Consider the following 26,706-nt stretch of genomic DNA (forward strand, 5'->3'; position numbering starts at 1 on the left):
GCGACCGGCGCGAACTGGTGCGCTCCCCGCGAAGAAGGGGTGCGTCGAGCTGGAACGGGAGCATCCGGCGCAAATGGACGCGGCAGAGCTCAACGGGCGGGAAGTGACAGAGGGACGCCCCACACGCCGCGGAGGCGCGGTATAGCTACCGGGAGCTGCCGGCCAGGAGCCCCCGGCGCTGCAGGAGGCGTTTCTCGATGGGCCCGAAGACCAGGAGCTCGATCAGGATTCCCACGAAAAGGATCAGCAGGATCGCGGACATCACCACGGTCATGTCGGACAACACCCGGCCCTGGTCCAGCAAAGAGCCAAGCCCGAAGCCGATGGTGCCCCCTACAGCGATGATCTCAGCGGCCATGAGGGAACGCCACGAGAACGCCCACCCCTGCTTCAAACCACCGATGTAGCCCGGGAGAGCCGCCGGAAGGACGATCTGCAATGCCATCTGCAGGCGGTTGGCACCCAGCACGGTGCCGACGCTGCGGTATTGCGGCGGGATCTGGTCCACACCGGAGATCAGCCCGTTGATGATGGACGGGATCGCGCCCATGAACACCACGAAGTACACCGTTGCGTCAGTGAGGCCGAACCAGATGATGGCTGCCGGAACCCACGCCACGGACGGCAGTACCTGCAGGCCGGAAATGAGGGGGCCGAAAGCGCGGCGCAAAGGAGCTACCTGCGCGAGGATCAGCCCCACCGGAGTAGCAATGACAACCGAGATGAGGAACCCGACAACACCGCGCTGCAATGACGTCCATACCGATTCCTGGAGCTTGCCGTCCCCCCACAGCGTGAGGAACTGGTTGAAGACGTCCACGGGTCCGGGAACCAGGTCCCGCCGCTTGAACTCCAGCGAAACGTAGAACTGCCAGGCGAGGATGAGGAACACGAGGGCAGCGACGGGAAGGAGGACGCGCTTCCAGTCGATTCCTGCCTTGCGGGAGGTGTCCGACTGGAGGTTGTCCAGGCCGGCTTCGAGGTCCCGGAGTTCCGAGGGGTTCCCTTTGAGGGACGGGGACGTGATGTGGTTGGAATCAGTCACGGGGAGGGTCCGCTCTTCAGTGGTCTGGTTACTTGGCATGGCGGCGGATCTCCTCGCGAAGTCGTCGGGTAATGACGCCGGTCAGCTCCCCGGCCCGGCCGGCGTCGGTGCGGTGTTCTTCCGTGACGGCCCATTCAGCAACAACCCGGCCCGGCCGCGAGGACAGGAGAAGGACGCGCTGCCCCAGGCGTACGGCTTCACGAACGTTGTGCGTGACGAAGATGATGGTGCGTCCGGTTTCCTTCCAGATGCGCTCCAGCTCGTCGTGGAGGAGGTCGCGGGTAATCGCATCGAGGGCGGCGAACGGCTCATCCATCAGCAATACCTGCCGGTCCTGTGCCAGTGAGCGTGCCAGAGCAACCCGTTGCCGCATGCCACCGGACAGCTCGTGCGGCCGCTTGTCCCCGGCACCACCCAGGTGCACCAACTCAAGGAGCTCGGTGGCGCGGGCTCGCCGGCTGGCTTTGCTGGAAGACTTGTCCGCCAACTGCAGCGCGAGTTCTATGTTGCCGCGGGCGGTCAGCCACGGAAACAGCGCCGAGTCCTGGAACATGAAGGCCGCGCCGTCGCTGGGCACCTCCAAAGCGCCCGACGTCGGATGCTCCAGTCCCGCAATGATGTTCAGCAGGGTGGACTTGCCGCAGCCGGACGCACCGAGGAGCGCGACGAACTCGCCTTGGGCGATGGTGGCGTTGACGTCATCCAGGACGGGAGCCCCGTCGCCGAAGCGTTTGCCCAGGTTCTCCAGTACTACTGGCATGGTCCCGTCCTTCGTTTGTTGCTGTGGTGGATGTAGCTGAAGCCGGCCCGCTCCCTGTGTGCGGGAGCGAACCGGCCTGGTGGCGCTTAGTCTTGTCCGAGTCCGGCGGCGGAGGTTTTCTTACCCTCCACCTCGTTCAGGGCGCGGAGATCGAAGATGCCGTTGATGTCGGCTTCCTTGGTGGTGCCGGCCTTGACCCCGTCATCGAGGAGCTTCTTGTAGGTACCGGCCAGGGGGTCGGTGGTGAACTTGATGTTCTGCAGGGCCCGGGTGATCACGTTCGCCGGAAGCGGCTTGCCCGCGGTGTCCTTGAGGACTGCGTTGATGGTGGACGCCTTCTCTTCGGCTGAGGCGGTGTTCAACCAGTTCACGGATTCGACGTGGCCCTTCAACAAAGCCTTGACCGTCTCCGGGTGCTCAGCCGCGAACTTCTTGTTCACGATCAGGATGGTGGTGGTGAAGTCGCCCTTCTCCCACAGGTCCTTCTCGTCAACCAGGACCTTCGCCCCGGCTTCGAGCACCAGACGGGAGGCCCACGGCTCAGGCAACCACGCGCCGTCGAGCTTTCCATCCTGGAAGAGCTTCAGGGACTGGGCGTTCTCGGTGGGGTTGATGTTGACGTCGCCGCTGCCGTCAGTGTTGGTCTTGAAGCCCTGGTCCAGCAACCAGGCGCGCAGTGCGACGTCCTGCGTTCCGCCAAGCTGCGGGGACGCAAGGATCTTGCCCTTGAGGTCCGCGGCGGAGTTGATCTCCGGTTTGACCACCAGCTGCGCGCCGCCGGCTGCGGCTCCCGCGATGATGCTGACGGATTCGCCGTTGCTCTTGACGAACGAGTTGATGGCGGGGTTCGGACCGATGTAGGTGGCGTCGATCGCGCCGGCGTTGAGTGCCTCGATCGCTGCGGGTCCGGCGTTGAAGACCTGGGTGCTGAGCTTGGTCTCGCCGAGTTCCTTGGCGATGATGCCCTTGCTGGTACCTACCAGTGCCGGGGCGTGGGTGACGTTGCTGAAGTAGCCGAGCTTAAGTTCTGCGGCGGGCGTCGCGGAGGGAACGGGTGCGGCCTGGTTGTTGTTCGAAACAACGGATGCCACGGCAGCACCTGCGCCGATCAGCAGGACGAGGCCGGCAGCCAATCCGATTTCCAGCACACGGCGGCGCTTCGCTTTGGGCTGCTTTTGTCCCGCAACAATACGTTTGGTGCCGGACGTCGGTTTCTGTGACTCAGGGGTGTTAGCCATTGGGTGGGGTCCTTGGAAGTTTTGGGGATGCGGTTCGGCGCGAAGATCGGGCCCCTAACATCGCCCGTCGAAGGCAAGGAAGGACCGTTCCGAAGTGGTCATGAGTTCACAGTAGGGACAGTGATATTTCCGCTTCAATCCCGTAGAAATCAAGGTTCATGAAGGTTCACGTGACGTCATATTGGCGGCAAGGCGTGCGATGTCGCGCGGGGTTGTGCGGCAGCACCCACCTATGAGACGCGCCCCTTGTTCCCGCCAATCAGATGCGTTCCCGGCCAAGGTCAGCGCCTGGGCACCGCCCTCAGCCGGTCCCCAGGTTTTGGTCACGGCGTCGTAGACCTCGCCCGAATTCGGGTACGCCACCAGCGGAGAACCGGTTGCTTTGCGAAGGCTTCCGAGTGCAGCCGTCACCAAATCCAGCGGTACGCAGTTAAATCCGACGGCGGCAACGCGCGGTTCCGCGCGGAGCAGCGCAGCCACATCCGCAAGAGGCGTTCCGTCACTGATGCGGGCGCTGTCCCGCAGCGTGAACGTAAACCAGGCTTCGACGTCGAACTCCACCACCAAGTCCAGCAGCGCCTCAGCCTCGGCGAACGACGGCAACGTCTCGCACGCCAGGAAATCCACCCCGGCTTCAACCAGGGCAGCGATCCGTGCCCGGTGAAAATCCCGGAATGCCGCGGCGGAGAGCGTGTAATCGCCGCGGTACTCCGAACCATCGGCCAGGTATGCACCGTAGGGTCCCACCGAGCCGGCGACCAGCAAAGGTCGGGAACCGGGGTTGGCTGCGAGGTACTCCTGCCGGGCCTCATCGGCCAGACGGACGCTCCGCGCTACGAGTTCGATTGACTCCTCCACCGACAAGCCCCGCTGGGCAAACCCCTGTGGTGTCGCCTGGTAGCTGGCCGTGATCGCCACGGAGGCACCGGCGTCGAAGTAATCGCGGTGGACCTGCTTGATCAGGTGGGGCTGTTCGAACAGGACCTTGGCGGACCAGAGAGCGTCCTCCAAGTCGCAGCCGTGGGCCTCCAATTCGGTGGCCAGGGCGCCGTCCAGGATCAGGTTCCCACCGGCAGCCAACAGCGTGCTGAGGGTGGTGTTTTCCGGCATGCGTACTCCCGCAATAGAAAACCGCAGCTTGTCCGGGGACTCCCGCCGTACGGCGTGGGGTTCCGCGAACAAGCTGCGGTTTTGTGACTGTGTGTGTCCCTAGATGACGTAACGTTCGTCTTCGTGGTCGCCCGGGTGGTCCTTGACCAGGCCGGCGGCAAGGGTGTTGCCGTCGATGGGGTCGATCACCAGGAACGCGCCCGTGCGCCTGTGGTGGAGGTAGTTCTCCAAGGGCAGCGCAGCGGCGAGACGCAACTGGGCGTGGCCGATGTCGTTGAGTTCCAGGCTCGACGCCGGTTCCACCTTGAACGTGGCGAGGTCCAGCTTCCCGGACACCGTACGGACCAAGGCCTGCACCGTGCGGGTGCCGTGCTTGACGAGGACCTTCTGGCCTTCGCGCAGCGGCTTGGGCGAGAGCCAGCACAGGGACGAATAGAGATCTGCGGAGGCTTCGCGGACCGTGCCTGCCGCGGCAATGGTGTCGCCGCGGGCGACGTCCAGTTCGTCGGCCAGGCGAAGGGCAACGGACTGCGGGGCAGCTGCTTCCTCCAAGGACCGGCCGGCAAAGTCGATCCCCACAACCGTGGTGGTCCGCGGTTCGTGGCCGGGAGTCAGGACGGTGACTTCGTCGCCCACCTTGACCGAACCTTCGGTGATCTGGCCGGCGTAGGCGCGGTAGTCCCGGTATGCCTCGACGTCCAGCCCGGCAGCTACGGCGTCCGGTGCCAGCGCACCCTGCGGACGGATGACCAGCTGCACGGGAAAGCGGAAGCTCTCCAGTTCGGCTTCGAGTTCATCGGCGGCAGGAAGAGTCTCGAGGACCTCCAGCAACGCAGGTCCGTTGTACCAGGGCGTGCGCTCCGAGCGGTCCACGACGTTGTCGCCGTCGAGCGCCGACACGGGCACCACAAGCAGGTCGGAGACGCCGTCGGAACCAAGGCCGAGTTCCTGGGCTACCTTGCGGACGTCGGCCTCGATGTCACGGAACACCTGCTCGCTGAAGTCCACCAGGTCGATCTTGTTGACGGCCACGATTACGTGCGCCACGCGCAGCAACTGCAGCACGGACAGGTGCCGGCGGGTCTGCTCCAGGACACCCTTGCGGGCGTCGATGAGTACGACGACGGCATCCGCAGTGGACGCGCCCGTCACCGTGTTCTTGGTGTACTGAACGTGGCCGGGGCAGTCCGCGAGGATGAAGCTGCGGCGGTCGGTGGCGAAGTAGCGGTAGGCAACGTCGATGGTGATGCCCTGCTCACGCTCGGCACGCAGGCCGTCCGTCAGGAGGGCCAGGTCGATGCCGCCCTTGTCCCCGCCGAAGCCGCGGTCCGCGGAGGTGCGGGCAACGGCGTCGAGCTGGTCGGCAAGGATCGCCTTGGAATCGTGGAGGAGGCGGCCCACCAAAGTGGACTTGCCGTCGTCGACCGATCCGGCAGTGGCGAAACGGAAGAGCGTTGACGGCAGTGGAGCGGACTCCAGGCCGTCTGTGGCGGCGATGAGGGATGCTGTTTCGGTGCTCATTTAGAAGTAGCCGTCCTTCTTGCGGTCTTCCATGGCTGCCTCGGAGATGCGGTCATCTGCGCGGGTGGCGCCACGTTCGGTCAGGGTGGAGGCAGCGACTTCAACAACGACGTCGGCCACGGTGAACGCGTCGGACTCGACGGCACCTGTGCAGGACATGTCGCCCACCGTGCGGTAACGGACCGTCTTGGTGATGACTTCCTCGTGCGGGAGCGGCTGGGAAACTTCACCGACTGCGCGCCACATGCCGTCGCGGGCGAAGACCTCGCGCTCGTGGGCGTAGTACAGGCCGGGGAGCTCGATGTTCTCGCGTTCGATGTAGCGCCAGATGTCCAGTTCGGTCCAGTTGCTGATGGGGAACGCGCGCACGTGCTGGCCCACGGTGTGGCGGCCGTTGTACAGGTTCCACAGCTCGGGACGCTGGTTGCGCGGATCCCACTGGCCGAACTCGTCACGCAGGCTCAGGATGCGTTCCTTGGCCCGGGCCTTGTCCTCGTCGCGGCGTCCGCCACCGAACACGGCGTCGAACTTGTTCTTCTGGATGGCGTCCAGCAGCGGAACGGTCTGCAGCGGGTTGCGGGTTCCATCAGCACGCTCGGCCAATTCGCCGCGGTCAATGAACTCCTGCACGGAACCGACCACGAGCTTCAGGCCCAGGCGCTCCACGGTACGGTCCCGGAAGTCGAGGACCTCCGGGAAGTTGTGCCCCGTATCCACGTGCAGCACGGGGAAAGGAACCTTGCCCGGCCAGAAAGCCTTGGTGGCCAGGTGCAGCATGACCACCGAGTCCTTGCCGCCGGAGAACAGCAGGGCAGGCTTCTCGAACTCGGCCACGACCTCGCGAATGATATGAATCGCTTCCGATTCAAGGGTGTCCAGGCTGCTCAACCGCTCCGACTGCAGAGCCGTAGCAGCAGATGCCGCCCCGGGAGTGGCATCGGGCCTGTCGTAGCCGCGCGCATCGTCCGCAGGACGGATGCCGCGCGGCGAAGGGGCGGGGGCGGCATCTGCTGCGTAGGCGTCCGTTGTTGCGTAAGTGCTCATGTGTGTAGTCCGCATTCTGTCTTGTCGGATCCTGCCCAGCGGCCTGCGCGGGGGTCTTCGCCCGGGGCCACTTTGCGGGTGCAGGGCTGGCAGCCGATGGACGGGTAGCCCTGGCTCAGGAGGGGGTTGACGGGAAGGATGTTGTCCTCGGAATACTCCACCAACTGATCGAAGCTCCAGTCGACCATCGGGTTCACCTTGACCAGGCCGAAGCCTTCGTCCCATGTGACCACCGGGGTGTTGGTGCGGGTGGGTCCTTCGTCGCGGCGGACACCGGTGAACCACACTTCGTAGCCTGCCAACGAACGGCGGAGGGGCTGGACCTTGCGGAGCGAGCAGCACTGGCCGGGATCGCGGGCGAAGAGGTCCTTGCCAAGCAAAGTGTCCTGCTCTTCCACGGTGTGTTCCGGGAGCACGTCCACCACGTTAACGCGCAGGTTGGCGGCAACCTCGGCCCGGGTCTGGTAGGTCTCCTTGAAGTGGTAGCCGGTCTCCAGGAACAAGACGTCGACGCCGGGCAGTTGGTCTGCGACCAAAGCCGGAAGTACGGCGTCGGCCATGGAGCAGGCAACCGTGATGGCCGGCAGCTCGAAGTTCCGCGCAACCCAGGCGATGACGTCGGCAGATGAAGGGTTCCAACCAAGCTCTGCGGCGCCGGCTTCGGCCAGTGCCTTGAGCTCTTCGTTGGAGCGCTTGAGGGCCAAGGTCATTGCAGGTCTCCTTCGTCGGCGGAGTGGGCCCATTCGGCGAAGGTCTGGCCCTCGGCGCCGACGGCGACGAACTTACGGACCACACGCTCCACGTAGTCGGGCAGGTCATCGACCGTGACCTTGAGGCCGCGGACGGTACGGCCCAAGCCGGCTTCCTCACGCTCGTTGTTGGCCAGCCCGCCACCGAGGTGGACCTGGAAACCCGGGGTGGGGTCGCCGTCGGGCGTTGGCAGCATCATGCCCTTGAGGCCGATGTCAGCGGTCTGGATGCGGGCGCACGAGTTCGGGCAGCCGTTGATGTGGAGGGACAGTGCCTGCGGCAGCTGCTTGGTCTCCACGAGGTCGGCCAGGCGGCGTTCCAGCTCGGCGATGGCGGTAGCGGCGGTGACCTTGGTTTCCACGATGGCCAGCTTGCAGAACTCGATGCCCGTGCAGGCGATGGTGCCGCGGCGGAACACGGAGGGACGCGCGGAGAGGCCCAGTGTGTCCAGTTCAGCGATCAGCGGCTCCACCTGCTCCTTGGTGACGTCCAGGATCACCAGCTTCTGGTGCGGAGTGGTGCGCAGTCGGTACGTGCCGTGCTGCTCCAGGGTGTCAGCCAGCTTGACCAACGATTCACCGGACATGCGGCCAACCGTGGGCGTGACGCCGATGAAGAACTTTCCGTCCTTCTGCTCGTGTACGCCGATGTGGTCGCCGGGTGCGCTCGGCTTGGGCGCAGCCGGGCCGTCCGGGAGCTTGAAGCCGAGGTATTCGTCTTCGAGGATCTGGCGGAACTTGGCAGGGCCCCAGTCATTCAAGAGGAACTTCAGGCGGGCCTTGGTGCGCATGCGGCGGTAGCCGTAGTCCCGGAAGATGCTGGTGACGCCCAGCCACACTTCGGCTGCAACATCAGCAGAAACGAACACTCCCAAGCGCTCAGCCAGGCGCGGGTTGGTGGAAAGGCCGCCGCCAACCCAAAGGTCGTAACCGGCGCCCAGCTCAGGGTGGACGACGCCAACCAGGGCGAAGTCGTTGATCTCGTGGACCACGTCCTGGGACGGGTGGCCCGTGATGGCCGTCTTGTATTTGCGCGGCAGGTTGGCCAGTTCCGGGTCGCCGATGAAGCGCTCGGAGAGTTCGTGGATCAGCGGTGTGGGGTCGATGATCTCGTCTTTGGCGATTCCGGCCACCGGGGAACCCAGGATGACGCGCGGAACGTCGCCGCAAGCCTCAGTCGTGGAAAGGCCAACGGACTCCAGGCGACGCCAGATTTCCGGGACGTCCTCCACGCGGATCCAGTGGAGCTGGATGTTCTGGCGGTCAGTGAGATCGGCCGAGCCGCGGGCAAAGTCCACAGAGATCTGGCCGATGATGCGCAGTTGCTCGGTTGTCAGGGCACCGCCGTCGATGCGCACGCGCAACATGAAGTACTTGTCTTCGAGCTCGTGCGGTTCCAGCGTTGCCGTCTTGCCGCCGTCGATCCCGGGCTTGCGCTGCGTGTAGAGGCCCCACCAACGGAAGCGGCCGTGGAGGTCCGTGCCGTCGATCGAGTCGAAGCCTTCTTTGGCGTAGACAGACTCAATGCGCTCACGGACGTTCAGCCCGTTGTCTTCCTGCTTCCAGGTTTCGTTGGCGTTGAGGGGCGTGGTGCCGTCAACCTTCCACTGGCCGTGGGGCTTTGCGGCAGGGCGGGAGCGTGCCGGGCGCTTGGCGGTGTCCGTGGGCGCACCGACTACAGCTGTATCTGTCATATTTCGAGGTTAGGGGTGGCCCGATTTCGCCAGCAAAGGTCGGGAAATGTTGAGTCACCTAAGGAAACACTTCGTCATGAACACCGCTGCGGCCTTGTCCAAGAGGGGTTCCTGTGCAGGTTCGCTCTGCCGGCCGCGGGAGGACTTCAGCGGCCCGCCAGCACCGCGTCGTACCGTTCCAGCGCAATCTCGGCCAGGACCGGCGACGGCAGCAGCGGAGCAGTCACAACATCGGCGCCGGCCTTGAACAACTGGTCGTGGAAATACCCGGTTGCCAGCAAGTAGGACGCGATGAAGACCCGGCCACCGTCCTGCGAGAGTTCGGCACGCAAGGATGCGACGCCGTCGGGCACGTTCGGTTCTGCGCTGGCGCCATAGGCCACCCGGACTTTGTTCGGCAGCAGTTCAGCCAGCAGGCGCGCCTGCTCTTCCGAGTCCACCGACCCATCCGGAAGTGACGATCCAGCGGCAGCCAGCAGGACGCCGTCGCGGTCCTGCAGGCCCGCAGCGCGCAGGTGCTTGGCCAACAGTTCGGCCAGCCGGGGGTCCGGACCCAGCGGCCTGGCGGCCACTACTTCGGGACGGCTCTTGATCGCTTTGGGGACGTCCACCTTGATATGGAAACCGGTGGAGAGCAAAAGAGGCACGACGACGGCGGCCGTCCCCTCGGGCAGGCCCTCCACCACCCCGGACAGCTCCGGCTCCTGGACATCGACGTACGCCTCAAGGACCTGCAGCCCCGGACGCAGATCTTCGATGTCAGCCATGACTTTGCGGATGGCTGCCTGCCCTTCTGCGTTGCGGGTTCCATGGGCACAGGCGATCAAGACGGGGCTGTTCATGGGAGCTAGCGTAACGTTGAGCCAGCACCTGTTGAGAAGCCCGCTCAAGAAAGAACCCGTTCAGTTGATTTCCATTGACATTGTTCTTCTCTGGCTCGACCTCGTGGGCGTGTTCTTCTTCGCCGTCTCCGGGTCGCTGCTGGCGGCGCGGAAACAGTTCGACGTGCTCGGTTCGGTGTTGCTCGCCTCCATTGCGGCCCTGGGCGGCGGCGTCATCCGCGACGTCATTCTCAACACCGCTCCCCCTGTCGCTTTCACCAACCCCGCCTATCTGGCCCCGCCCCTGCTGGCTGCCGGTCTGGTCTATTTCCTTTTCTCCTCGGTCCAACGCTTCACGTCGCTGCTGATACTGTTCGACGCCGCCGGGCTGGGTTTGTTTTGCATCACCGGAACGTTGAAGGCCATCACTGCGGGCATGAACCCGGTGACCTGCATCCTCCTGGGCGTGACCACGGCCGTCGGCGGCGGGCTTCTGCGCGACATCACCGCCAACGAGATCCCCACCCTGTTCGACAACCGCGATATCTACGCCTTACCCGCGTTTGTCGGGGCTGGTTTGACCACCTTGGCCTGGCACCTCGGCGTCTTCAGCGGGCTGATCGCCGGCGTGATTGCCGCCGTCGTTTTTGCCTTCCGGGTGACGGCCTGGCGACGCGGCTGGTACGTGCCGCTGGCGGTCCGCGGATGGCACCGCGCGGGGGCCGGATCCGGCGGAAATTCCGGGGTCCGGGATTAGCTAGGATGGGAGCATGACTGACATGTTCCTCGAGAAGTTCCGCGCGCTGGTCCCAAAGTATCTCGAGGATGAATGGCAGGAAGAAGACGGCCTGACGCCTGAGGAATTGGACGACGCCCTGTCCGAGCACTCCTTCACCATCCCCTTGGTTCTCCGCGAGTTCTACCTTGCTTTGGGTGGCTGCGAGGACCTCATGGAGGCCTACCACTACTTCTGGGACCCCGAGGAACTTGAAGTTGATGACGAGGGCTTCCTCATGTTCCTTGAGGACGAGGACGAACAGTTCACCTGGGGCTTCCGCGTGGCGGACCTCGGCATCCCGGACCCCATCGTCTACCGCCGCAACAACGCCCGCGGCCAGTGGAAGAGCGAGGAAGGCACCTTCTCCGAGTTCGTCTTCGACATGTTCGATTGGGCCTTCAACGACGAAGACTAGGGCTTCCCAGCTTCCTTTCTTCCCGGCCCCCGGCGCCCACGCAGCCTTTGTGGTTGGCGGGGGCTGTCTTTTGTTTGGCTTTGCTTGGCTGTTTGCCGGTTTGCCGGGGGCGGCGGGCCGCCACGACCCACTTTGAGCCGCGATGCCCAGCGACACGCCGTCCCAAGCGGGTTTCGGGGAGCCCGCCGTTCCAAAGTTGGTGGTGGCGGCACGCAGTCGGGGCCTTATTGCGGGGCCCAGTCGTCTGGTTTCAATCACGACGGCGGCGGCCCGGCTATGTAGCGGAAGGGTCCGAAGCGACCTGCTTCCCTGTTCGCCAGCACCTCGAGGACTTCGTCCACCATCCGCTGCGGGTGATAGACCACGTCCGCGTAGTAATAGTGCAGGCTCAGCCGTCCGCCCCGGATGGAGGCGTTGTCCCGGTAATGGTCTTTTTTGACCTGCTTCGCCTCGAAATGTGTCTCGCCGTCCAATTCGACGATCAGGCAATCCTCGATCAAGCAGTCAACTTCACCCACGCCGGGGACATCCACATGCATCTGAACCTCAAGGCCGGCCCGTGTGAAGTGTGTGTGGGCCAGCACTTCCAGAAGCGAGTCCGCCCTTGGCAGAACCAGATCCACTATGGCCCTCAGCCGTCCGTTCCTATTGCCAGGCAGTTTGCTCCGAAGAAAGTCCGGGCCCAGAAGTGCTTGGCTGACAGCAGCCTGCACCATGACCAAGGCTTCGAGCTCCGGCCTGCACCTCAGTGCATGGAGCAGTACATCGGCAACTCCAGCCACCGGCAGATAGGGATGATCCGGATGGATGCACTGGCCGTGGTGAACTATGCGGCGCCGGGCCAACCCCGTGCCGCAGCTGAGATGCAGGTCCGCGACATCATGAAGGGTCCAGAGCCCGTAGAAGCGGGCCGCCGAAACGCACGTCAGCTTACCGTTGGCACGGAACGCAGCCACAACGTCCGGATCGGCGCCCTTGGACACGTACACACCGCGGTGCAGTCTGGCGACCCGGCCGGATCCGACTGCCTTGGCCAAGGCTCGACGGCTAAAGCCAGCGGTGTACAGGGTTTTGGTAGTCGCAACCCCATGTCGGCTGCGGAGAAAATCGACGATGTCCATATGGCCATGGTCAGGTCCGCCGAAGGAGCCTCGCGGGCACAAAGTGGGCTATGTGGATAACCCTCCCGGTCCGCAGTCGGGGCACTGAGTTTGGGGTCTGTAAACCGCTGCACACCTGGGAAAAAATCATTGACCATCTAAGTTGCAAATATGACAGGGTTGTCATAAGCTATTCACGGATCCACTAAATGCCTCCGGTGGGTCTGATGCGAACGGAGATTGTGGTCCCGGTTCGGTGCAGCGTATGACTCGTAACGTTGCAGCGAGCCGGGGCCATTCCGTTTGAGCCTGTTCCTCGCAAAGGGATGCGTGCCGCCGCCACCCACTTTGAACCCGCAAATGCAGGACACGCCGCATAAACGGGGCCGAGCGTTCCTCTTCAAGACCAAAGTTGGTCGTGGCGGCCCGCCCAACAAAAGCCGGCCACAAATCCAAGCCAGCAAACCAGCTGGCATCCCGGCCAACAAAAAAGCAGGCACCCTCCCCATAAGGGTCAGGTGCCTGCCGGGAACACAAAAAACCTAGCTGCTACGGTCCACCACGGCGTGCGCAAAGTTGGTCAGGGACGCTTTCACAACACCCTCCGGCAGCGGCGCCAGGGCGGCGATGGCTTGGTCGGACCAGTCGCGGGCGATCTTCCAGGACTCCGCAGTGACAGGGTGTTCGCGCAGGCCGGCAACCGCGTCGGCCAAGGCGGCGTCGGAAGACAGGTCACCGTCCACCAGTTCCAGCAGGGCGCTGGCCGAGGCATCGCCGGCTGCAGCATCACGACGCAGCAGCAGGACCGGCAACGTGGGCACGCCTTCCCGGAGGTCGGTGCCCGGGGACTTTCCGGACTTGACCTTCACGCCGGTGACATCGATGACGTCGTCGGCCAACTGGAAGGCAACGCCAACCTTCTCGCCGTATTCCACCAGCACATCTTCAAACGCAGCGTCAGCGCCGGCGAAGATCGCCCCGAGCTGCCCCGACGCGGCAACAAGCGAGCCGGTCTTGTCTGCGATGACGGAGAGGTAATGTTCAACGGCGTCCTCGTCCTCGCGGGGACCAACGGTTTCGTGGAGCTGGCCGAGGCACAGGCGTTCGAAGGTGCGGGCCTGGATACCAAGTGCACGCGAACCCAGCTCGGAAACCAGGATTGATGCACGGGCGAAGATGAGGTCACCGGTGAGGATGGCCACGGAGTTGCCCCAGACTTCGTGGGCCGTGGGGGCACCGCGCCGGAAGGGTGCGGAGTCCATGACGTCGTCGTGGTACAGGGTGGCCAGGTGGGTCAATTCAACTACGACGGCGGCCTGGACCACTTCGGGGCGCGAAGCATCGCCGAGATGCGCGCACAGCAGGGTCAACAAGGGGCGGATGCGCTTGCCGCCCGCTTCCACCAGGTGGCGCGACGTCGCGTCAGCCAAGGGATCGGAATTGGAGATGGCCTCGCGAAGCTTCTTCTCAACCCGGGCAAGGTTGGTGGTGATGGCGGGCCCCAGCTCGGGATCACCTGCGATGGCGGCAAAACCTGCGGGCAGCTGGAGTCCGGTGGCGATCGCGGTGGTGTTGGGAGCGGGCTCAACAGTCTGCGGCAAGCCGTGCCCGGCATGCGTCCAGCTGTGTTCGGCAGAGTTCGTCACGGATTAACCCTAACTAGTTGGTGCGGAAACCGCGGTGTCAGACCCTGCCGCCTTGCGAGCAAGGGCAGGTGAAGTGTTGGATGTCGGCGGAACAAGCATTTCGAGCACCCGGATCACACGGTCCTCGAAACCCTTCGCCGACGAATCGGTCAGGTTTGCCAGCAGGCGAACCACAAAGCGCATCAGCACAGGAATGGGCATGCCCGTGCGCAGGGCCAGCTTCATCACGGCAGGCTTGCCGATCAGGAAGGCAAACGCCCTTCCGAGCGTGAAGTGCGAACCCCACTGGTCCCGGACGTAGTCCGCGTACCGCGACAGGTGCGCGTCGGCGTCGTGCGTTGACCAAGCAGCAGAAGCGGAACGGGACGAACAATCCACCAGGAACCCGGCGGCGAACCGCGCCGACTCCATGGCGTAGGAAATGCCCTCACCGTTGAAGGGGGAAACCATTCCGCCGGCGTCCCCCAGCAGGAGCAGGCCGGGCGAGTAGTGCGGGGTGCGGTTGAAGACCATGGGCAGCGCGGCACCGCGGATCTCCCCCACTTGGTTCTCCGGGGTGAAGCCCCACTCGGCAGGCATCCCGGCGGTCCATTCGCGCAGGACCTGCTTGTAGTCGAGCTTGCCGAATTCCTTGGACGAATTCAGGATCCCGAGGCCCACGTTGGACGTGCCGTCGCCGACGCCGAAGACCCAACCGTACCCGGGCAGCGGCTTTCCGGACTTGCCGGGCAGCTCCAGCCACCCTTCCATCCAGTCGTCGTCATGGCGCGGCGAGGTGAAATAGGTGCGCACGGCCACGCCCAAGGGCCGGTCGTCGCGCTTGTGCATTCCAAGGGACACTGCGGTCCGCGTCGAGTTGCCGTCCGCGGCCAGTACGACGTCGGCAAGGAAGTCGCGCGTCTCACCCGTCTTCCGTCCGGACTCGTCCAGGACGGCGGCGCGCGCGCCGATAACCCGGCCGTCGTCGTCCTGCAGTGCGCTGGTGACGCTGTGGCGTTCAAGCACGACGGCGCCCGCGGACTCCGCGTGCCGGGCGAGGGATTCGTCGAAGCCCAGCCGGGTACGGATCAGGCCGTAGGTGGGGAAATCGGAGACCTCGGGCCAGGGCAGCTCGATGGTGCGGCCGCCGGCAATGAGTCGAAGGCCCTTGTTCCGCCGCCAACCGGCGTCCTCGGAATGCGGGAGTCCCAGCTTCTGGATCTCACGGACAGCGCGCGGCGTGAGCCCGTCGCCGCACACCTTTTCCCGGGGGAAAGCCGTTTTTTCGAGCACCGTGACGTCGATGCCTGCCTGGGCGAGGTAATACGCGGCGGTGGACCCGGCGGGACCCGCGCCAACTATGAGTACTTTCACGTTGTCCTAAATCAGCAACTTAGCCGGACTGTGCGCCTGTACGGCGGGGTTTGATCTGGCGGCGCAGCTTCGCGACCGGCACGCTTTCCCGGTGCTCCGCCGGCTTCTGCGCGCGGTGCACGGCAACGATGCCGCCACTGAGGTTGCGGTAGGTGATGTCCGTCCAGCCGGCGTCGGCGAGCCACTGGGCCAGGTGGTCCTGGTCCGGCCAGGCGCGGATGGACTCGGCCAGGTAGACGTAGGCGTCCGGGTTGGAGGAGACCTTGGTGGCGATCGCCGGGAGTGCGCGCATGAGGTATTCGGTGTACATGGTGCGCCACAGCGGAATGACCGGCTGGGAGAACTCGGCGATGACCAGGCGTCCGCCGGGCTTGGTGACCCTGAGCATCTCTTCCAAGGCCTTGCGCGGCTCCACGACGTTGCGCAGGCCAAAGGAAATGGTGGAGGCGTCAAAGCTGTTGTCCGCGAACGGGAGGTTGGTGGCATCCCCGGCGATGAAGTCGATGTCCGGGCGGCGGCGCTTGCCTACTTTGAGCATCCCCAGGGAGAAGTCGCAGGCGACGACGTCCACACCGGCGTCTGCGTAGGGCTCGCTTGAGGTGCCCGTTCCAGCCGCGAGATCCAGGACCCGCTGGCCTGCCTTGACGTCCATGGCATCCACCACGATCCGGCGCCACCGACGGGTCTGCCCCATGGAGAGGACATCATTGACGACGTCGTATTTTGGGGCGACATCATCAAACATCGTCGCAACTTCGTCCGGACGCTTTTCCAAGGATGCTCGGTTCACCCTGCAATTGTCTCAGACATTCCGCGGAGTTTGCTGCGCTGTAGAAGACGGCGCGGGTTCAGCTTGCGGCCGGGAGTACTGTAGTTCCATCATGACCAGCACTCTGCGTACTTTGACAGTCCCCCTCGATGTTGATTCATCCTCAGGGGGGCTGCCGTCGTTTTTGGTGCGCGATGACGTGCTTTGCTGGTCACGCCGCGAAGCCGGGCTGGTGGGCTATGGCGAGCTGACCCGGTTCAACGCCACCGGCCCTGACCGTTTCCTCGAGGCCGATATGTGGTGGCGGCATTTGATTCTTGAGGCCGATATCACAGACCAGGTGGAGCTTCCTGGTACGGGTCCGGTCGCCTTCGGCTCGTTCGCTTTCTCCAAGACGTCTCCGCACGTTTCGCGCCTCATCCTCCCCGAACTTGTGGTCGGCATGCGTGACGGCCGGGCCTGGGCCACGCAGCTGACGTTCGACGACGCGCCCCTCACCGAGGCGGGCGTGCTGGCGGCCCTGGAAAGCTGGGTGTCCGACGCCAGCGGTGACGAGCCCGCTGCGGGAGGGTCCGACGTCGGGCCCTCGCCCGAGGTTGCTGCGCTCAACGGTTCGCGGGGCTCGCTTGGCCGCGGTTCCTTGAGCGAGGCCGCGTGGATGGAGGCCGTCACCAACGGGGTGGAGGAAATCCGCGCCGGCAAGCTGGAGAAGCTGGTGCTGGCGCGCGACGTCGTTGCGAACTTGCCGGACGGCGTCAGCGCGGCTGAGGTGCTTCGCCAGCTCGCGGCCAGGTACCGGGAATGCTGGACGTACGGCGTTGACGGTTTGGTGGGGGCGACGCCGGAGATGTTGATCCAGGTGGAGGGCCGAACCGCCCAGGCCCGCGTACTCGCCGGGACCTTGGACCGTCGGGATGCCGAGGGCGTCGAGGGCTCCCCCATGGAGTATGCCGAGCGCGTCCTGGCCGGTTCTGAGAAGCAGCGGCACGAGCACGAGATTGCCATCGATTCCCTGACCCGGCAGCTGGCACCCTTTTCCGAGGCCATGAACTCCCACAGCGAGCCGTTCATCCTGGAGCTGCCCAACGTGTGGCACCTGGCCTCGGACGTGAAGGCGGAGCTGGCCGATATCGAGGGGCACGTGCCCACCTGCCTGGCCCTCATCAATGCGCTGCACCCCACCGCCGCAGTGTGCGGAACGCCCACCCAGGTTGCCGGAGCTTTGATCCGCAAACTCGAGCACCTGGACCGCGGCCCGTACGCCGGACCGGTCGGCTGGCTCGACGCCGCCGGGAACGGCGAATGGGGCATCGCCCTGCGCGGGGCAGTGATTGAAGACGCTAATACTGTTCGCCTGTTCGCAGGGTGCGGGATCGTGGAGGGTTCCCAGCCCGAGGCCGAGCTTGCTGAGACGTGGGCGAAGTTCCGGCCCATGCTGGAAGCTCTGGGTATCCGGCGGTAAATCCGGTATCCCGGACACAGGGTCTGTAAGGATACTTGTATCTTGGCTAAACTGGTTATCTAATAGTGAAACTTCGTTTCCTGTGATGCACATCTCATGTTCGGCGCTACACTAAAACCGACTCAGTTCAGCATCCACTGCAACAAAAGGTAAAAAACATGCAGATCTCCCGTTCGGTTCTGTCCGGCACCAAGGTGGCAGCCGTTCTCGCAGCAGGCGCCCTTGCCCTGACCGCTTGTGGTGGCTCGTCCACTCCGGCCGCTTCCTCGGGTTCGGGCCCCCAGCTCATCAACGCCGGCAAGCTCACGGTGTGTTCGGACATTCCTTACGAGCCGTTTGAATTCCAGAAGGACGGCAAGAACGTCGGCTTCGACATGGACATCGCCGCAGAGCTCGCCAAGGACCTCAACGCAGAACTCAACGTGGTGGACAGCTCCTTCGAAGCAATCGAAACCGGAACCGCACTGGCCGGCTGCGACGTCTCCATCTCCTCGGTTTCCATCACCGATGTCCGCAAGAACGTCATGGACTTCTCCGAGCCGTACATGGATGACGACCTGACCCTCGTGGCTTCCTCCTCCTCCGGAATCACCAACCTGGACGGCGCAAAGGGCAAGAAGGTGGGCGTCCAGCAGGCAACCACCGGCGCCCAGTACGCCAAGGACAAGGGCCTCGACGCCCAGCAGTTCGAAGACTCCGGCCTCCTGGTCCAGGCCCTCAAGGCAGGCACCATCGACGCCGCCGTCGGCAACCAGTCCGTGCTTGGCTACGCCATCAAGGACGAGTCCAACCTCAAGCGCGTTGAAGACTACGCCACCGGCGAGAAGCTCGGCATTGCCTACAAGAAGGGCAACACCGCCATGGGCGACGCCGTGAACAAGACCCTGAAGCGCATCACGGACGACGGCACACTCGAAAAGTTCAAGACCACCTGGTTCGGCGAGGCCGCCAAGTAGTTCCGAGCCCCGGCTCCTAAAGATCCACGCAAGCGGGGCCCCGTACCGATGATGTTCAGCAAAGGACAGCTCGTACGGGGCCCCAACTGCGCAACATGAATGTGAGAACACCATGGCAATGACTGCACGTCAACGCGCCAAAGTCAGTCTGTACGTCCAGGCCGGAATCTTCGTAGTGGTCCTGGCCGCCGTGATCCTTGCCGTGGACTGGAAGACGGTGGGAAACAGCGTCTTCAACTTCGCCAAGATCGGCCCGATGTTCCCGGGCATCTTCCTGATCGGCCTCAAGAACACCCTTATCTACACGGCCCTCGGCTTCATAGTCGGCCTCTCCGGCGGCCTTCTGCTGGCCCTGATGAAGCTCTCCTCCTTCCCGCTGTACCGCTGGATCGCCACGGGCTACATCGAGTTCTTCCGCGGCGTCCCCGCGCTGCTGGTCTTCATCGCCTTCGGTTACGGTGTTCCGCTGGCCTTCGGAATCCAGTGGGACGTCAACGTGATCGTCATGGTCTCCCTGGGCATGGTGGCCGCGGCCTACATCGCTGAAACACTCCGCGCAGGCCTGCAGGCCGTGCCCAAGGGCCAGATGGAGGCCGCCCGATCGCTGGGTATGCCGCACTGGCGCGCGATGGTCACGATCGTCATCCCCCAGGCGTTCAAGATCGTCCTCCCGCCGTTGACCAACGAGATCATCCTGCTCACCAAGGACTCGTCGCTGATCTACGTACTGGGCCTGACTGCATCGCAGTACGAACTGACCAAGTTCGGCCGCGACGGTATCTCCAGCCTCGGCGCCGGCCTGACGCCGCTGCTTGTGGCAGGTGCCTTCTACCTGATCATCACCATCCCCTTGAGCCTCCTGGCACGGAAGTTCGAAAGCCGCTCCGCGCGGACCAAGCGATAGGCAGGACCGTCATGACTAACTCCGCTACAGTCCACGCTGCGGGCGTGACCATCAAGGACCTCCGCAAGTCCTACGGCAGCAACGAGGTCCTCAAGGGCATCTCGCTGTCCGTCGAACCGGGCCAGGTGGTGTGCCTGATCGGGCCCTCCGGTTCCGGCAAGTCCACCCTGCTGCGCTGCGTCAACCTCCTTGAGCAGCCCAACGCAGGCGTCATCAACGTGGGCAAGTTCGAGGCGACCGATCCCGACGTCGACCTCAACCGCATGCGCCAAAGCGTGGGAATGGTGTTCCAGCACTTCAACCTCTTCCCGCACTTGAGCGTCCTGGACAACTGCACCGTGTCCCAGATCAAGGTCCTCAAGCGTTCCAAGGCAGAAGCAGGCGAGGTAGCCCGGCGGAACCTGGAACGCGTGGGCCTGGGACACCTCGCCGAGCGCTACCCGGACCAGCTCTCCGGCGGGCAGCAGCAGCGCGTGGCCATCGCCCGCGCCCTGTCCATGGACCCGCAGCTGATGCTCTTCGACGAGCCCACCTCCGCGCTGGACCCGGAGACCGTTGGCGACGTCCTGGCCGTCATGCGCAAGCTGGCCCAGGAAGGAATGACCATGCTGGTGGTCACGCACGAGATGGGCTTTGCCCGCGAAGTCGCCGATCGCGTCGTGTTCATGGACGGTGGCGTCGTGGTGGAGGAAGGCCCGGCCGAGAAGGTCATCAGCGCCCCCACCCAGCCGCGGACCAAGGAATTCCTGCGCCGCGTCCTGGATCCCACGCACATCGGCGTCGAAGAGGACTAACCCCTCCGTTCCTCTCTCACATCCCGACGGGTTTCGGGCGTTCCTCTGTCACATCCCGACGGGTTTCGGGCGTTCCTCAGGCAGCGAGCACCTTACCGACCGCAGCCGAGACAGCGTCCTTGATCCGGGCATGAAGTCCGCGCAGTCCCACCCGGTCTGCGCGGACTTCCACAATGCTGCGTCCCTTGAGCGGCGCCTTCAGCGCTTCGGCAAGTTCCGCCGTCGTACTCACCGCTTGATGCCCGACGCCGTAAGCCGCCGCGAGCGCCGAAAGGTCCACTGCGTGCGGGGTGCCGAAAAGGCGTTCGACGGCGGTGCCGTAGGCGCCTGAGTCCTCGACTGCCCCGTGTTCGAGCAGCCCGAAGATGGCCCCGCCGGCGTCGTTGAGGACCACGATGCGAAGGTCCGGAGTCGGTTCGCCCTTGCCCAGAAGCAGGCCGCCGACGTCGTGGAGGAAGGTGACGTCGCCCAGGAGGACGGTGGTTTCGCGTCCGCTGCCGAGGGCAATTCCGGTGGCTGTTGCCAAGGTTCCATCGATGCCGGCGAGTCCGCGGTTGGCGTAGACCGTTGCGATGGGGTCGGGGTGCGGTTGACCGGCAAGGTCCACGTCGCGGATGCCGTTGGAGGAGCCGAGCACCAGTTTTCCGCGGGCGTGCTTCCACACAGTTGCGCCGATCGACGGCCCTGTGGCGGCCGCTCCTTCGGCCAGCACACCGTCAAGGGCGTGCTGGGCTGCGGCACCGGCCAGCAGCCAGGAATCAAGCCATTCCGAGGAGCCCCTGCCTGCGAATTCGCCCAAGCCGGGCAGCGTTTCCACCGGCGCTTCCCTTCGGCGTCCTTCCTGGTACCAGGCGACGGGAACAGGCTGGTAAATCACCGATTCCACGCCTTCGCGCGCCAAGAGTGCGCCCACGGGCCGGGACAGCGTGGGCCGGCCGAACAGCACGACGCGCTCAATGGGCGCCGGCGATTCCGGACCGAAGTGCTCAAGCAGCAGCCGGTACGGGCCCACGGAGTTCGGCCCGAACCGCGCATTCGAGGATGGCTCCGCCAGTAACGGCAACCCGTGGGCCCGCGCGAAAGCTTCGGCGACGGGACCGGCGTCGTGCCCTGCAAGCACCACCGTGCGCCGCTCCGGAAGCCCGGCGGATGCTTCGGGAAGATCAAGCGCCTGCGGACCGGCGTCGTAATGGAAGAGTCCGTGACCCGCCGCGGTCGGGAGGGCGTCGCCCGCCTCCGGCACCAGGGGGTCGCGGAAGGCGAGGTTCACCTGGACCGGACCGGGCGGGGTGTCTTCCAACGCGCCCGTGGCCGCGTACAGGGCCGTGGCCACCGCGCGCTGCGGGTTGTCACCCGCAGCGACGTCGACGGCGAACCGTACGTGATCGCCGAAGAGGTCCAGTTGGGTGGTGGTCTGGTTGGCCCCGGTTCCGTGCAATTCCGCCGGCCGGTCTGCCGATATGACAATCAGCGGCACGGCCGCATGGTTCGCTTCCATCACCGCAGGAAGGAGGTTTCCGACGGCGGTCCCCGATGTCGTCAGTACGGCGGCGGGGGCTTCGGTCGATAAGGCGAGGCCCAATCCCGTGAACCCGGCATCGCGCTCGTCGATCCTGACGTGCAGGTGGACCCTCCCTGCGGCTTCGGCTTCGGCGAGGGCGTAGGCCATCGGTGCCGAGCGCGAACCTGGCGCCACCACCACGTGCCGCACACCGCCGTCGAGCAGTGCCGTTACAGCGATCCGGGCGGCGCCAAGGGAGGTCAGGGAGATCTGCGAAGTCACCGTTCCAGTCTATGGGCGCGGTTCTCCTGTCGCGGTGCGAGAGGAAACCGTTAAACCCGGCGGGATGTGGAAGAGCAACCGGCAAAACCCGACGGGAAGTGACAGAGCAACGGAATTGATGGACGCTCTATCACATAACAACGCCGTATTCGAAACGCTCTATCACCCGGGGCTACTTGCGGGACACTTGGACGATCGAGGGTCGCGGGGCGCGGGCCGCACCGGGCGCCGGGGTGGATCCGGCACCGACGTAGTCCGGGAACAGCGAGTTGGGGGCCGCGAATGTGCCGTCTTCGCCGGGGTGCTGGACGGCTACGAACACTGTCCGCTCGTCGTCGTGGATGATCGGGCCACAGGTCTCGGCGTCGCGCGGGACAGAGAGGAACTGCTCCACCTTTCCACGCTCCGGTCCGTCGAGGGTGACCTTGAACAGGCCGTCGTTGTAGCCGATCACCGATGGTGCACCGTCGGTGGAAATCCAGAGGTTGCCCACGGAGTCGAAGGCCACGTTGTCCGGGCAGGAGATCGGCGAGACCTTGTCTGCCGGGAAGCCCGAGAAGTACGTGGACCCGTTCGCTGCGGGATCGCCGGCAACCAACAGGAGGGTCCAATTGAATGCCGTGCCGGTCTGGCCCGGAGCCTCGGTGATTTCCACGATGTGACCGTCACGGTTCAGTGTGCGCGGGTTGACCTCCGTGGCACCTTCCTTGCCGGTCTTTCCGCGGTCCGAGTTGTTGGTGCAGGCAACATAGACCTTGCCGGTCAGCGGGTTCGGTTCCACGTCTTCGCAACGGTCCATCTTGGTGGGGCCTACCTTGTCTGCCGCGAGACGGGTGTACACAAGTACCTCGGCCACGGACATGCCCGGCACAGCTGACTGCCCGTTCACGACCAACGGGAGCCATTCACCGGAGCCGTCAAAGGCACCATCGGCGGGAAGTTTGCCGGTACCGTCGATCTCCGAGGCCGGGGAATCGCCCGTGAACCGGGCAACGTACAGGTCACCTTCGGACAACAGGTTCATGTTGTTCTTGCGCGCATCGGCTGAGTCGCCGGGCTTATAGAAACCCTTGGACACGAACTTGTAGAGGTAGTCGAAGCGCTCGTCGTCGCCCATGTAAGCCACCACGCGGCCGTCGGGGGCGACGATCACGTTGGCGCCTTCGTGTTTGAAACGGCCCATGGCGGAGTGCTTCTTGGGGGTGGACGAGGGGTCGAAAGGATCAACTTCCACTATCCAGCCGAAGCGGTTGGACTCGTTGGCGTAGCCGGGGTTCCGGGTATCGAAACGGGGTTCGTCGAGTTCCCACTGACGCGTGGTGGGCTTCGCGGCCAGGCCGTAGCGCTTGTCCTCTGCCGAGGATCCCGGCGCTGCGAAGTACCCGTTGAAGTTTTCTTCACCGGACAAGATAGTGCCCCACGGGGTGGTGCCTCCGGAGCAGTTGCCCAGGGTTCCCTTGATCCACCGGCCTGCGGGGTCATCGATGGTGGTGACCAGGTTGGTGCCAGCCGCGGGACCAGTAAGTTCATAGATAGTGTCCGTCAGGAAACGACGGTTGAGGGGTGCGCCCTTGACGTAGTTCCACGGCTTGTTCTTGTTCTTCCGCTCGAGCTCCACAACAGCCAGGCCGTGGGCGGCACGGCCGATAGCCCGCGCTTCTGCCGCGTCAAAGCCGACGGGCAGCATGAGGTTCTCATTGGTGTACTCGTGGTTGGTGAACAGGACTGCCCGGCGGTCCTTGGAGCCCGGGATCGGGAGGATATCCGTGTAGTCGTTGTTGTAACCGAACTGGCGGGCCTGGGCGGCGGCGGTCTGGTTGTTGAGATCGAAGGCCGGTGAATCAGCGAACAGCGGATCGCCCCAGCGGATGATCGGCCTCCACTCGAAACCTTCCGGCACGGTAAATGCATCAACCGCGGCGTCCACGGGTTTGATGGGTGCAAACGTGAGTTTGGACTTGCCGAATCCCTTCTTTACGGCGTCGGAAAGTCCGCTGCCGGAGTCAGCCACGGCGGCGTCGGTACCCGTTCCGCCAAGTACGACGGCGAGCGCCCCGGCGGCGCCCAGGCCAAGGGCGGCGCGGCGGGACATGGCGGTTGAGGCGATGTCACGGAAGTAACCGTTGGAGCTGGTGTTGCAGACATCGCCAGCACAAGCGTTGTCGCACTTGAGGGCACAGGTGACCGCGCTCCGCTTTCCCTTCGTGTGGCCGAGCATGGGCAACAGCGGGAACGTGCGACGGGTTGTTTCAGACATGGGGACCTTCCAGACTTGTACGAGGTTCCCGCTGAGCCTTTCAGCGGAACCCAACGCTGGAAGGACATTCCGGTTAAGGCTTGGTGAACAGATTGCCGGGGGCCGCCTCCAGGACTGCATGGACCCGGCCCAGGCGGTCCAACCACCAGTCCCGGCGTTCCCCGGTAGCTGCGTACTGCTCCAGCAGCCCGGGATCGGCGACTGCCTCGCGGAGGCGGATGGCGCCGTCGTCGGCTACCAAGGGGTCCAACGTTATGTCCGAGGCGAACAAGGAAACCGTGCCGAGGCCGCAGGCGTAGGGCAGCGTTGGCAGTGCGGCTGCGAGCGCGAGCCCGGCGCGGATTCCAACCGAGGTATCCAGGGCGGAGCTGACGACGGCGGGCAGGCCGGCATGGGCGACGATGTCCAGGGCGCGTGCGACTCCCCCAAGCGGCGCTACTTTGACCACTATGAGGTCGGCAGCGCCGGCCTTTGCTACCCGAAGGGGGTCCTCTTCCTTGCGGACGCTTTCGTCGGCAGCGATGGGCACGGGAATTCCCGTTGCTGCAAGACGGCGCCGTACCTCTGCCAAGCCTTCAATGGAGGGGACAGGCTGTTCGGCGTATTCGAGCCCAACAGCCGAGAGCCTGCCCAACGCGCCGACGGCCTGACCAACATCCCAACCGCCGTTCGCGTCCACCCGGATGGAAGCATCGGGCAACGCTTCACGAACTGCGGTGACCCTGGCGATGTCCTCCGCCACGTCCTGCCCGCGTTCTGCCACTTTGACCTTCACCGCGTCCACGCGTCCGAACCGGGCCAGCACGTCCGATACCCGGTCAGCGGAAACGGCCGGGACGGTGGCGTTCACCGGAATGGTGTCCCGCAGGGCCGGCGGGAAGCCCTGCCAGCCGGCTTCCAGGGCGGCAGCGAGCCACCGGGAGGATTCGTCGTCCCCGTATTCGGGAAAGGGACAGAATTCGCCCCACCCAAGAGGTCCCTTCAGAAGGAGCGTCTCCCGCTGCATAATGCCGCGGAACTTGACCCGCATGGGCAGCGAAACAACGCGGGCAGATTCCTGTAATTCTTCAAGCGAAGGGAGCATAGTGCCACTGTACCGGCGGGTTTTTGGCCTTGAGGCGGCCAAACCAGGCTATGTGGAGAACTACTCCACCCAGAATTTCCGGACGTCGCCTACCGCCGCAATCAAGCGCTCGTGCGGAAGGTTGAATGAGCTTTCGGGCATCCGGAGCCCATCCCACTTCACCACCACTTTTGTGCCGGCTTCAAGGGGGAGCGGCCAGAGCCAGTATCTGGCGGTCCCGTGGACTTGCTCGTCGTTGCCGCCGGCTCCCCCGCCGCCCAGCACCGACAAGACCGGACCTTCCACCTCGTCCCCCTCGGACAGTGCGGGACCCGGCCTTGAAGCGAGGGCCTTGCGTCCGTCCCCGTATCCGACTCCCACCATCAGCCCGGATGCAGCGGCTACCGGCGATCCCGGCGGGATGAACGCCTGGTCCATGGTGTCCCGCCACTCGCTTCCTGTCTTGCCGCCGCGGCGGGCCGTCCAGACGAATTCCAGAACGCAACCTGTTGAGTAGACGTCCGCGGATTTCAGGGCCACCACCATGCGGTCGTCGCCGTAGATGAACCCGCCGATGTGCACCACGCCGGGCAGTTCGTCAGACGGCGGTCCCGCCCAGCCCGGGCGTGGCGGAGCGGACTGATGAAACCGTTCCGGTGGCTCGGAAGCGGGCTCGAAGAAGGTCATGATCCATGCATACACCGACTTGCCGTCAATGTGGAGAACTGCTTGTGAAGCGAGAGGACGCAACCGCGATATCCTCGATTCGACACTTAAAAAGGGGGACTCATGACTCAGGGTTTCAACAGCTCAGCAACTCCTCCGGGTTGGTACCCGGATCCTTCACAGCCCCAGCAGATGCGCTGGTGGGACGGGGTGCAGTGGACCCAGAATGTGGCTCCGGGATCAGCGCAGTATATGCCTGTCCAGCGGCCGCTGATCAGCAACGAGACCCCGGTTTACAACCCCTTCATATGGGCCATTGTTCTGTTGCCGCTTGTGGCAATCTTCCTGTTGCTGACGTGGCAGCCCGAGTTCCGGTATTTGAACACCCGGCAAGGGACCACTTTTGACCCCACGTCCATGTACACCCCGGGCTTCTTCCTGATGCAGATCTCAAGCTTCCTGGTGTGGGGCGTGAGTGTCTTCCTGGCCTATCTGGATTACCAGCGCCTTTCCCGCTCCGGGGTGGTCCGGCCTTTCCACTGGGCCTGGTGCTTCCTGAGCGGAACCGTCTATGTCATTGGCCGGTCCGTCATTGTCCGGAAGGTGGCTCCGGGCCGCGGTTTGGCTCCAATCTGGGTCCTCATCGGAACGATAGTGGTCTCCTTCATCGTTGCCGCCATCTGGTTCTCCAACTTCATGACGCAGCTCTACTCGCAGATCGGCTACTCGGTCAACGCATAAACACGGGACGGGCGACGTCCGCAGCCTCACACGCGTT

At 64.5% G+C, this 26,706-nt stretch carries 24 protein-coding genes; 7 read left to right on the forward strand and 17 right to left on the reverse strand.

Annotated elements, in window-relative coordinates; translation table 11 throughout:
* Nucleotides 1-145 precede the first annotated feature (145 nt).
* The 9 genes from QN084_RS05240 to QN084_RS05280 all read right to left on the reverse strand — a co-directional run bounded on the left by QN084_RS05240 (nt 146) and on the right by QN084_RS05280 (nt 10,003).
* Nucleotides 146-1,084, reverse strand: a complete 939-nt coding sequence (locus QN084_RS05240) for an ABC transporter permease subunit (RefSeq protein ID WP_021472293.1) — start codon at nt 1,082-1,084, stop codon at nt 146-148.
* On the reverse strand, nt 1,074-1,805 hold the full coding sequence (locus QN084_RS05245; protein ID WP_021472292.1) for an ABC transporter ATP-binding protein: 732 nt from the start codon (nt 1,803-1,805) through the stop codon (nt 1,074-1,076). The genes QN084_RS05240 and QN084_RS05245 overlap by 11 nt, the downstream gene beginning before the upstream one ends.
* Nucleotides 1,806-1,891: 86 nt before the next feature.
* Nucleotides 1,892-3,043, reverse strand: a complete 1,152-nt coding sequence (locus QN084_RS05250; RefSeq protein WP_069695827.1) for an ABC transporter substrate-binding protein — start codon at nt 3,041-3,043, stop codon at nt 1,892-1,894.
* A 156-nt stretch (nt 3,044-3,199) separates the two neighbouring features.
* Nucleotides 3,200-4,153, reverse strand: a complete 954-nt coding sequence (gene mmuM / locus QN084_RS05255) for a homocysteine S-methyltransferase (protein WP_069695828.1) — start codon at nt 4,151-4,153, stop codon at nt 3,200-3,202.
* A 99-nt stretch (nt 4,154-4,252) separates the two neighbouring features.
* Nucleotides 4,253-5,674, reverse strand: coding sequence for a sulfate adenylyltransferase subunit 1 (locus QN084_RS05260; protein WP_062097632.1), 1,422 nt, complete (start codon nt 5,672-5,674; stop codon nt 4,253-4,255).
* A complete protein-coding gene (gene cysD, locus QN084_RS05265) occupies nt 5,675-6,718 on the reverse strand; it encodes a sulfate adenylyltransferase subunit CysD (RefSeq protein ID WP_242703223.1) in 1,044 nt (347 codons plus the stop codon).
* On the reverse strand, nt 6,715-7,428 hold the full coding sequence (locus tag QN084_RS05270; RefSeq protein ID WP_062097634.1) for a phosphoadenylyl-sulfate reductase: 714 nt from the start codon (nt 7,426-7,428) through the stop codon (nt 6,715-6,717). Before QN084_RS05270 ends, cysD begins: the two co-directional genes overlap by 4 nt.
* A complete protein-coding gene (locus QN084_RS05275) occupies nt 7,425-9,161 on the reverse strand; it encodes a nitrite/sulfite reductase (RefSeq protein WP_069695829.1) in 1,737 nt (578 codons plus the stop codon). Before QN084_RS05275 ends, QN084_RS05270 begins: the two co-directional genes overlap by 4 nt.
* 146 nt (nt 9,162-9,307) lie before the next feature.
* The gene (locus QN084_RS05280) at nt 9,308-10,003 is read right to left on the reverse strand and encodes a sirohydrochlorin chelatase (RefSeq protein WP_069695830.1); all 696 of its coding nucleotides are present in this window, start codon (nt 10,001-10,003) and stop codon (nt 9,308-9,310) included.
* 64 nt (nt 10,004-10,067) lie between these two features.
* Here QN084_RS05280 and QN084_RS05285 point away from each other — a divergent pair, with 64 nt between their 5' ends.
* Together QN084_RS05285 and QN084_RS05290 are read left to right on the forward strand one after the other, a co-directional pair.
* On the forward strand, nt 10,068-10,739 hold the full coding sequence (locus QN084_RS05285; RefSeq protein ID WP_069695831.1) for a trimeric intracellular cation channel family protein: 672 nt from the start codon (nt 10,068-10,070) through the stop codon (nt 10,737-10,739).
* A 13-nt stretch (nt 10,740-10,752) separates the two neighbouring features.
* On the forward strand, nt 10,753-11,175 hold the full coding sequence (locus tag QN084_RS05290) for a hypothetical protein (RefSeq protein WP_021472283.1): 423 nt from the start codon (nt 10,753-10,755) through the stop codon (nt 11,173-11,175).
* A 254-nt stretch (nt 11,176-11,429) separates the two neighbouring features.
* Here the strand turns inward: QN084_RS05290 and QN084_RS05295 are convergent, their stop codons facing one another.
* The 4 genes from QN084_RS05295 to QN084_RS05310 all read right to left on the reverse strand — a co-directional run bounded on the left by QN084_RS05295 (nt 11,430) and on the right by QN084_RS05310 (nt 16,064).
* Nucleotides 11,430-12,296, reverse strand: a complete 867-nt coding sequence (locus tag QN084_RS05295) for a type IV toxin-antitoxin system AbiEi family antitoxin domain-containing protein (RefSeq protein WP_069695832.1) — start codon at nt 12,294-12,296, stop codon at nt 11,430-11,432.
* Between the two features lie 521 nt (nt 12,297-12,817).
* Complete coding sequence (locus QN084_RS05300; protein WP_069695833.1) at nt 12,818-13,921, reverse strand: polyprenyl synthetase family protein; 1,104 nt, start codon at nt 13,919-13,921, stop codon at nt 12,818-12,820.
* A 9-nt stretch (nt 13,922-13,930) separates the two neighbouring features.
* Nucleotides 13,931-15,274, reverse strand: coding sequence for a geranylgeranyl reductase family protein (locus QN084_RS05305; protein ID WP_069695834.1), 1,344 nt, complete (start codon nt 15,272-15,274; stop codon nt 13,931-13,933).
* 19 nt (nt 15,275-15,293) lie between these two features.
* Nucleotides 15,294-16,064, reverse strand: coding sequence for a demethylmenaquinone methyltransferase (locus tag QN084_RS05310; protein ID WP_031216520.1), 771 nt, complete (start codon nt 16,062-16,064; stop codon nt 15,294-15,296).
* 91 nt (nt 16,065-16,155) lie between these two features.
* Between QN084_RS05310 and QN084_RS05315 the strand changes: the two genes are divergently transcribed.
* From QN084_RS05315 to QN084_RS05330, 4 genes are all read left to right on the forward strand, one after another.
* On the forward strand, nt 16,156-17,505 hold the full coding sequence (locus tag QN084_RS05315; protein ID WP_069695835.1) for an isochorismate synthase: 1,350 nt from the start codon (nt 16,156-16,158) through the stop codon (nt 17,503-17,505).
* Between the two features lie 158 nt (nt 17,506-17,663).
* Nucleotides 17,664-18,461, forward strand: coding sequence for an ABC transporter substrate-binding protein (locus tag QN084_RS05320; protein ID WP_021472277.1), 798 nt, complete (start codon nt 17,664-17,666; stop codon nt 18,459-18,461).
* Between the two features lie 112 nt (nt 18,462-18,573).
* Nucleotides 18,574-19,365: an amino acid ABC transporter permease gene (locus QN084_RS05325; protein WP_021472276.1), complete on the forward strand. Its 792-nt coding sequence runs from the start codon at nt 18,574-18,576 to the stop codon at nt 19,363-19,365.
* Nucleotides 19,366-19,376: 11 nt separating this feature from the next.
* Nucleotides 19,377-20,159: an amino acid ABC transporter ATP-binding protein gene (locus tag QN084_RS05330; protein WP_021472275.1), complete on the forward strand. Its 783-nt coding sequence runs from the start codon at nt 19,377-19,379 to the stop codon at nt 20,157-20,159.
* 76 nt (nt 20,160-20,235) lie between these two features.
* Here the strand turns inward: QN084_RS05330 and menD are convergent, their stop codons facing one another.
* The 4 genes from menD to QN084_RS05350 form a co-directional block, all read right to left on the reverse strand.
* Nucleotides 20,236-21,942 carry a 2-succinyl-5-enolpyruvyl-6-hydroxy-3-cyclohexene-1-carboxylic-acid synthase gene (gene menD / locus QN084_RS05335; protein ID WP_069695836.1) on the reverse strand — a complete coding sequence of 569 codons (1,707 nt, stop codon included), beginning with the start codon at nt 21,940-21,942 and terminating at the stop codon, nt 20,236-20,238.
* Between the two features lie 172 nt (nt 21,943-22,114).
* Entirely contained in the window at nt 22,115-24,199 is a 2,085-nt protein-coding gene (locus QN084_RS05340) for a PhoX family protein (RefSeq protein WP_069695837.1), read from the reverse strand.
* A gap of 73 nt (nt 24,200-24,272) precedes the next feature.
* Nucleotides 24,273-25,283, reverse strand: coding sequence for an o-succinylbenzoate synthase (locus QN084_RS05345; RefSeq protein WP_069695838.1), 1,011 nt, complete (start codon nt 25,281-25,283; stop codon nt 24,273-24,275).
* A 60-nt stretch (nt 25,284-25,343) separates the two neighbouring features.
* Nucleotides 25,344-25,949: a hypothetical protein gene (locus QN084_RS05350; protein ID WP_031216517.1), complete on the reverse strand. Its 606-nt coding sequence runs from the start codon at nt 25,947-25,949 to the stop codon at nt 25,344-25,346.
* A 102-nt stretch (nt 25,950-26,051) separates the two neighbouring features.
* Here QN084_RS05350 and QN084_RS05355 point away from each other — a divergent pair, with 102 nt between their 5' ends.
* Nucleotides 26,052-26,669 carry a DUF2510 domain-containing protein gene (locus QN084_RS05355; protein WP_069695840.1) on the forward strand — a complete coding sequence of 206 codons (618 nt, stop codon included), beginning with the start codon at nt 26,052-26,054 and terminating at the stop codon, nt 26,667-26,669.
* Nucleotides 26,670-26,706: the final 37 nt, after the last annotated feature.

The organism is Paenarthrobacter sp. R1, from assembly GCF_030264015.1.
GTDB lineage: Bacteria > Actinomycetota > Actinomycetes > Actinomycetales > Micrococcaceae > Arthrobacter > Arthrobacter ureafaciens.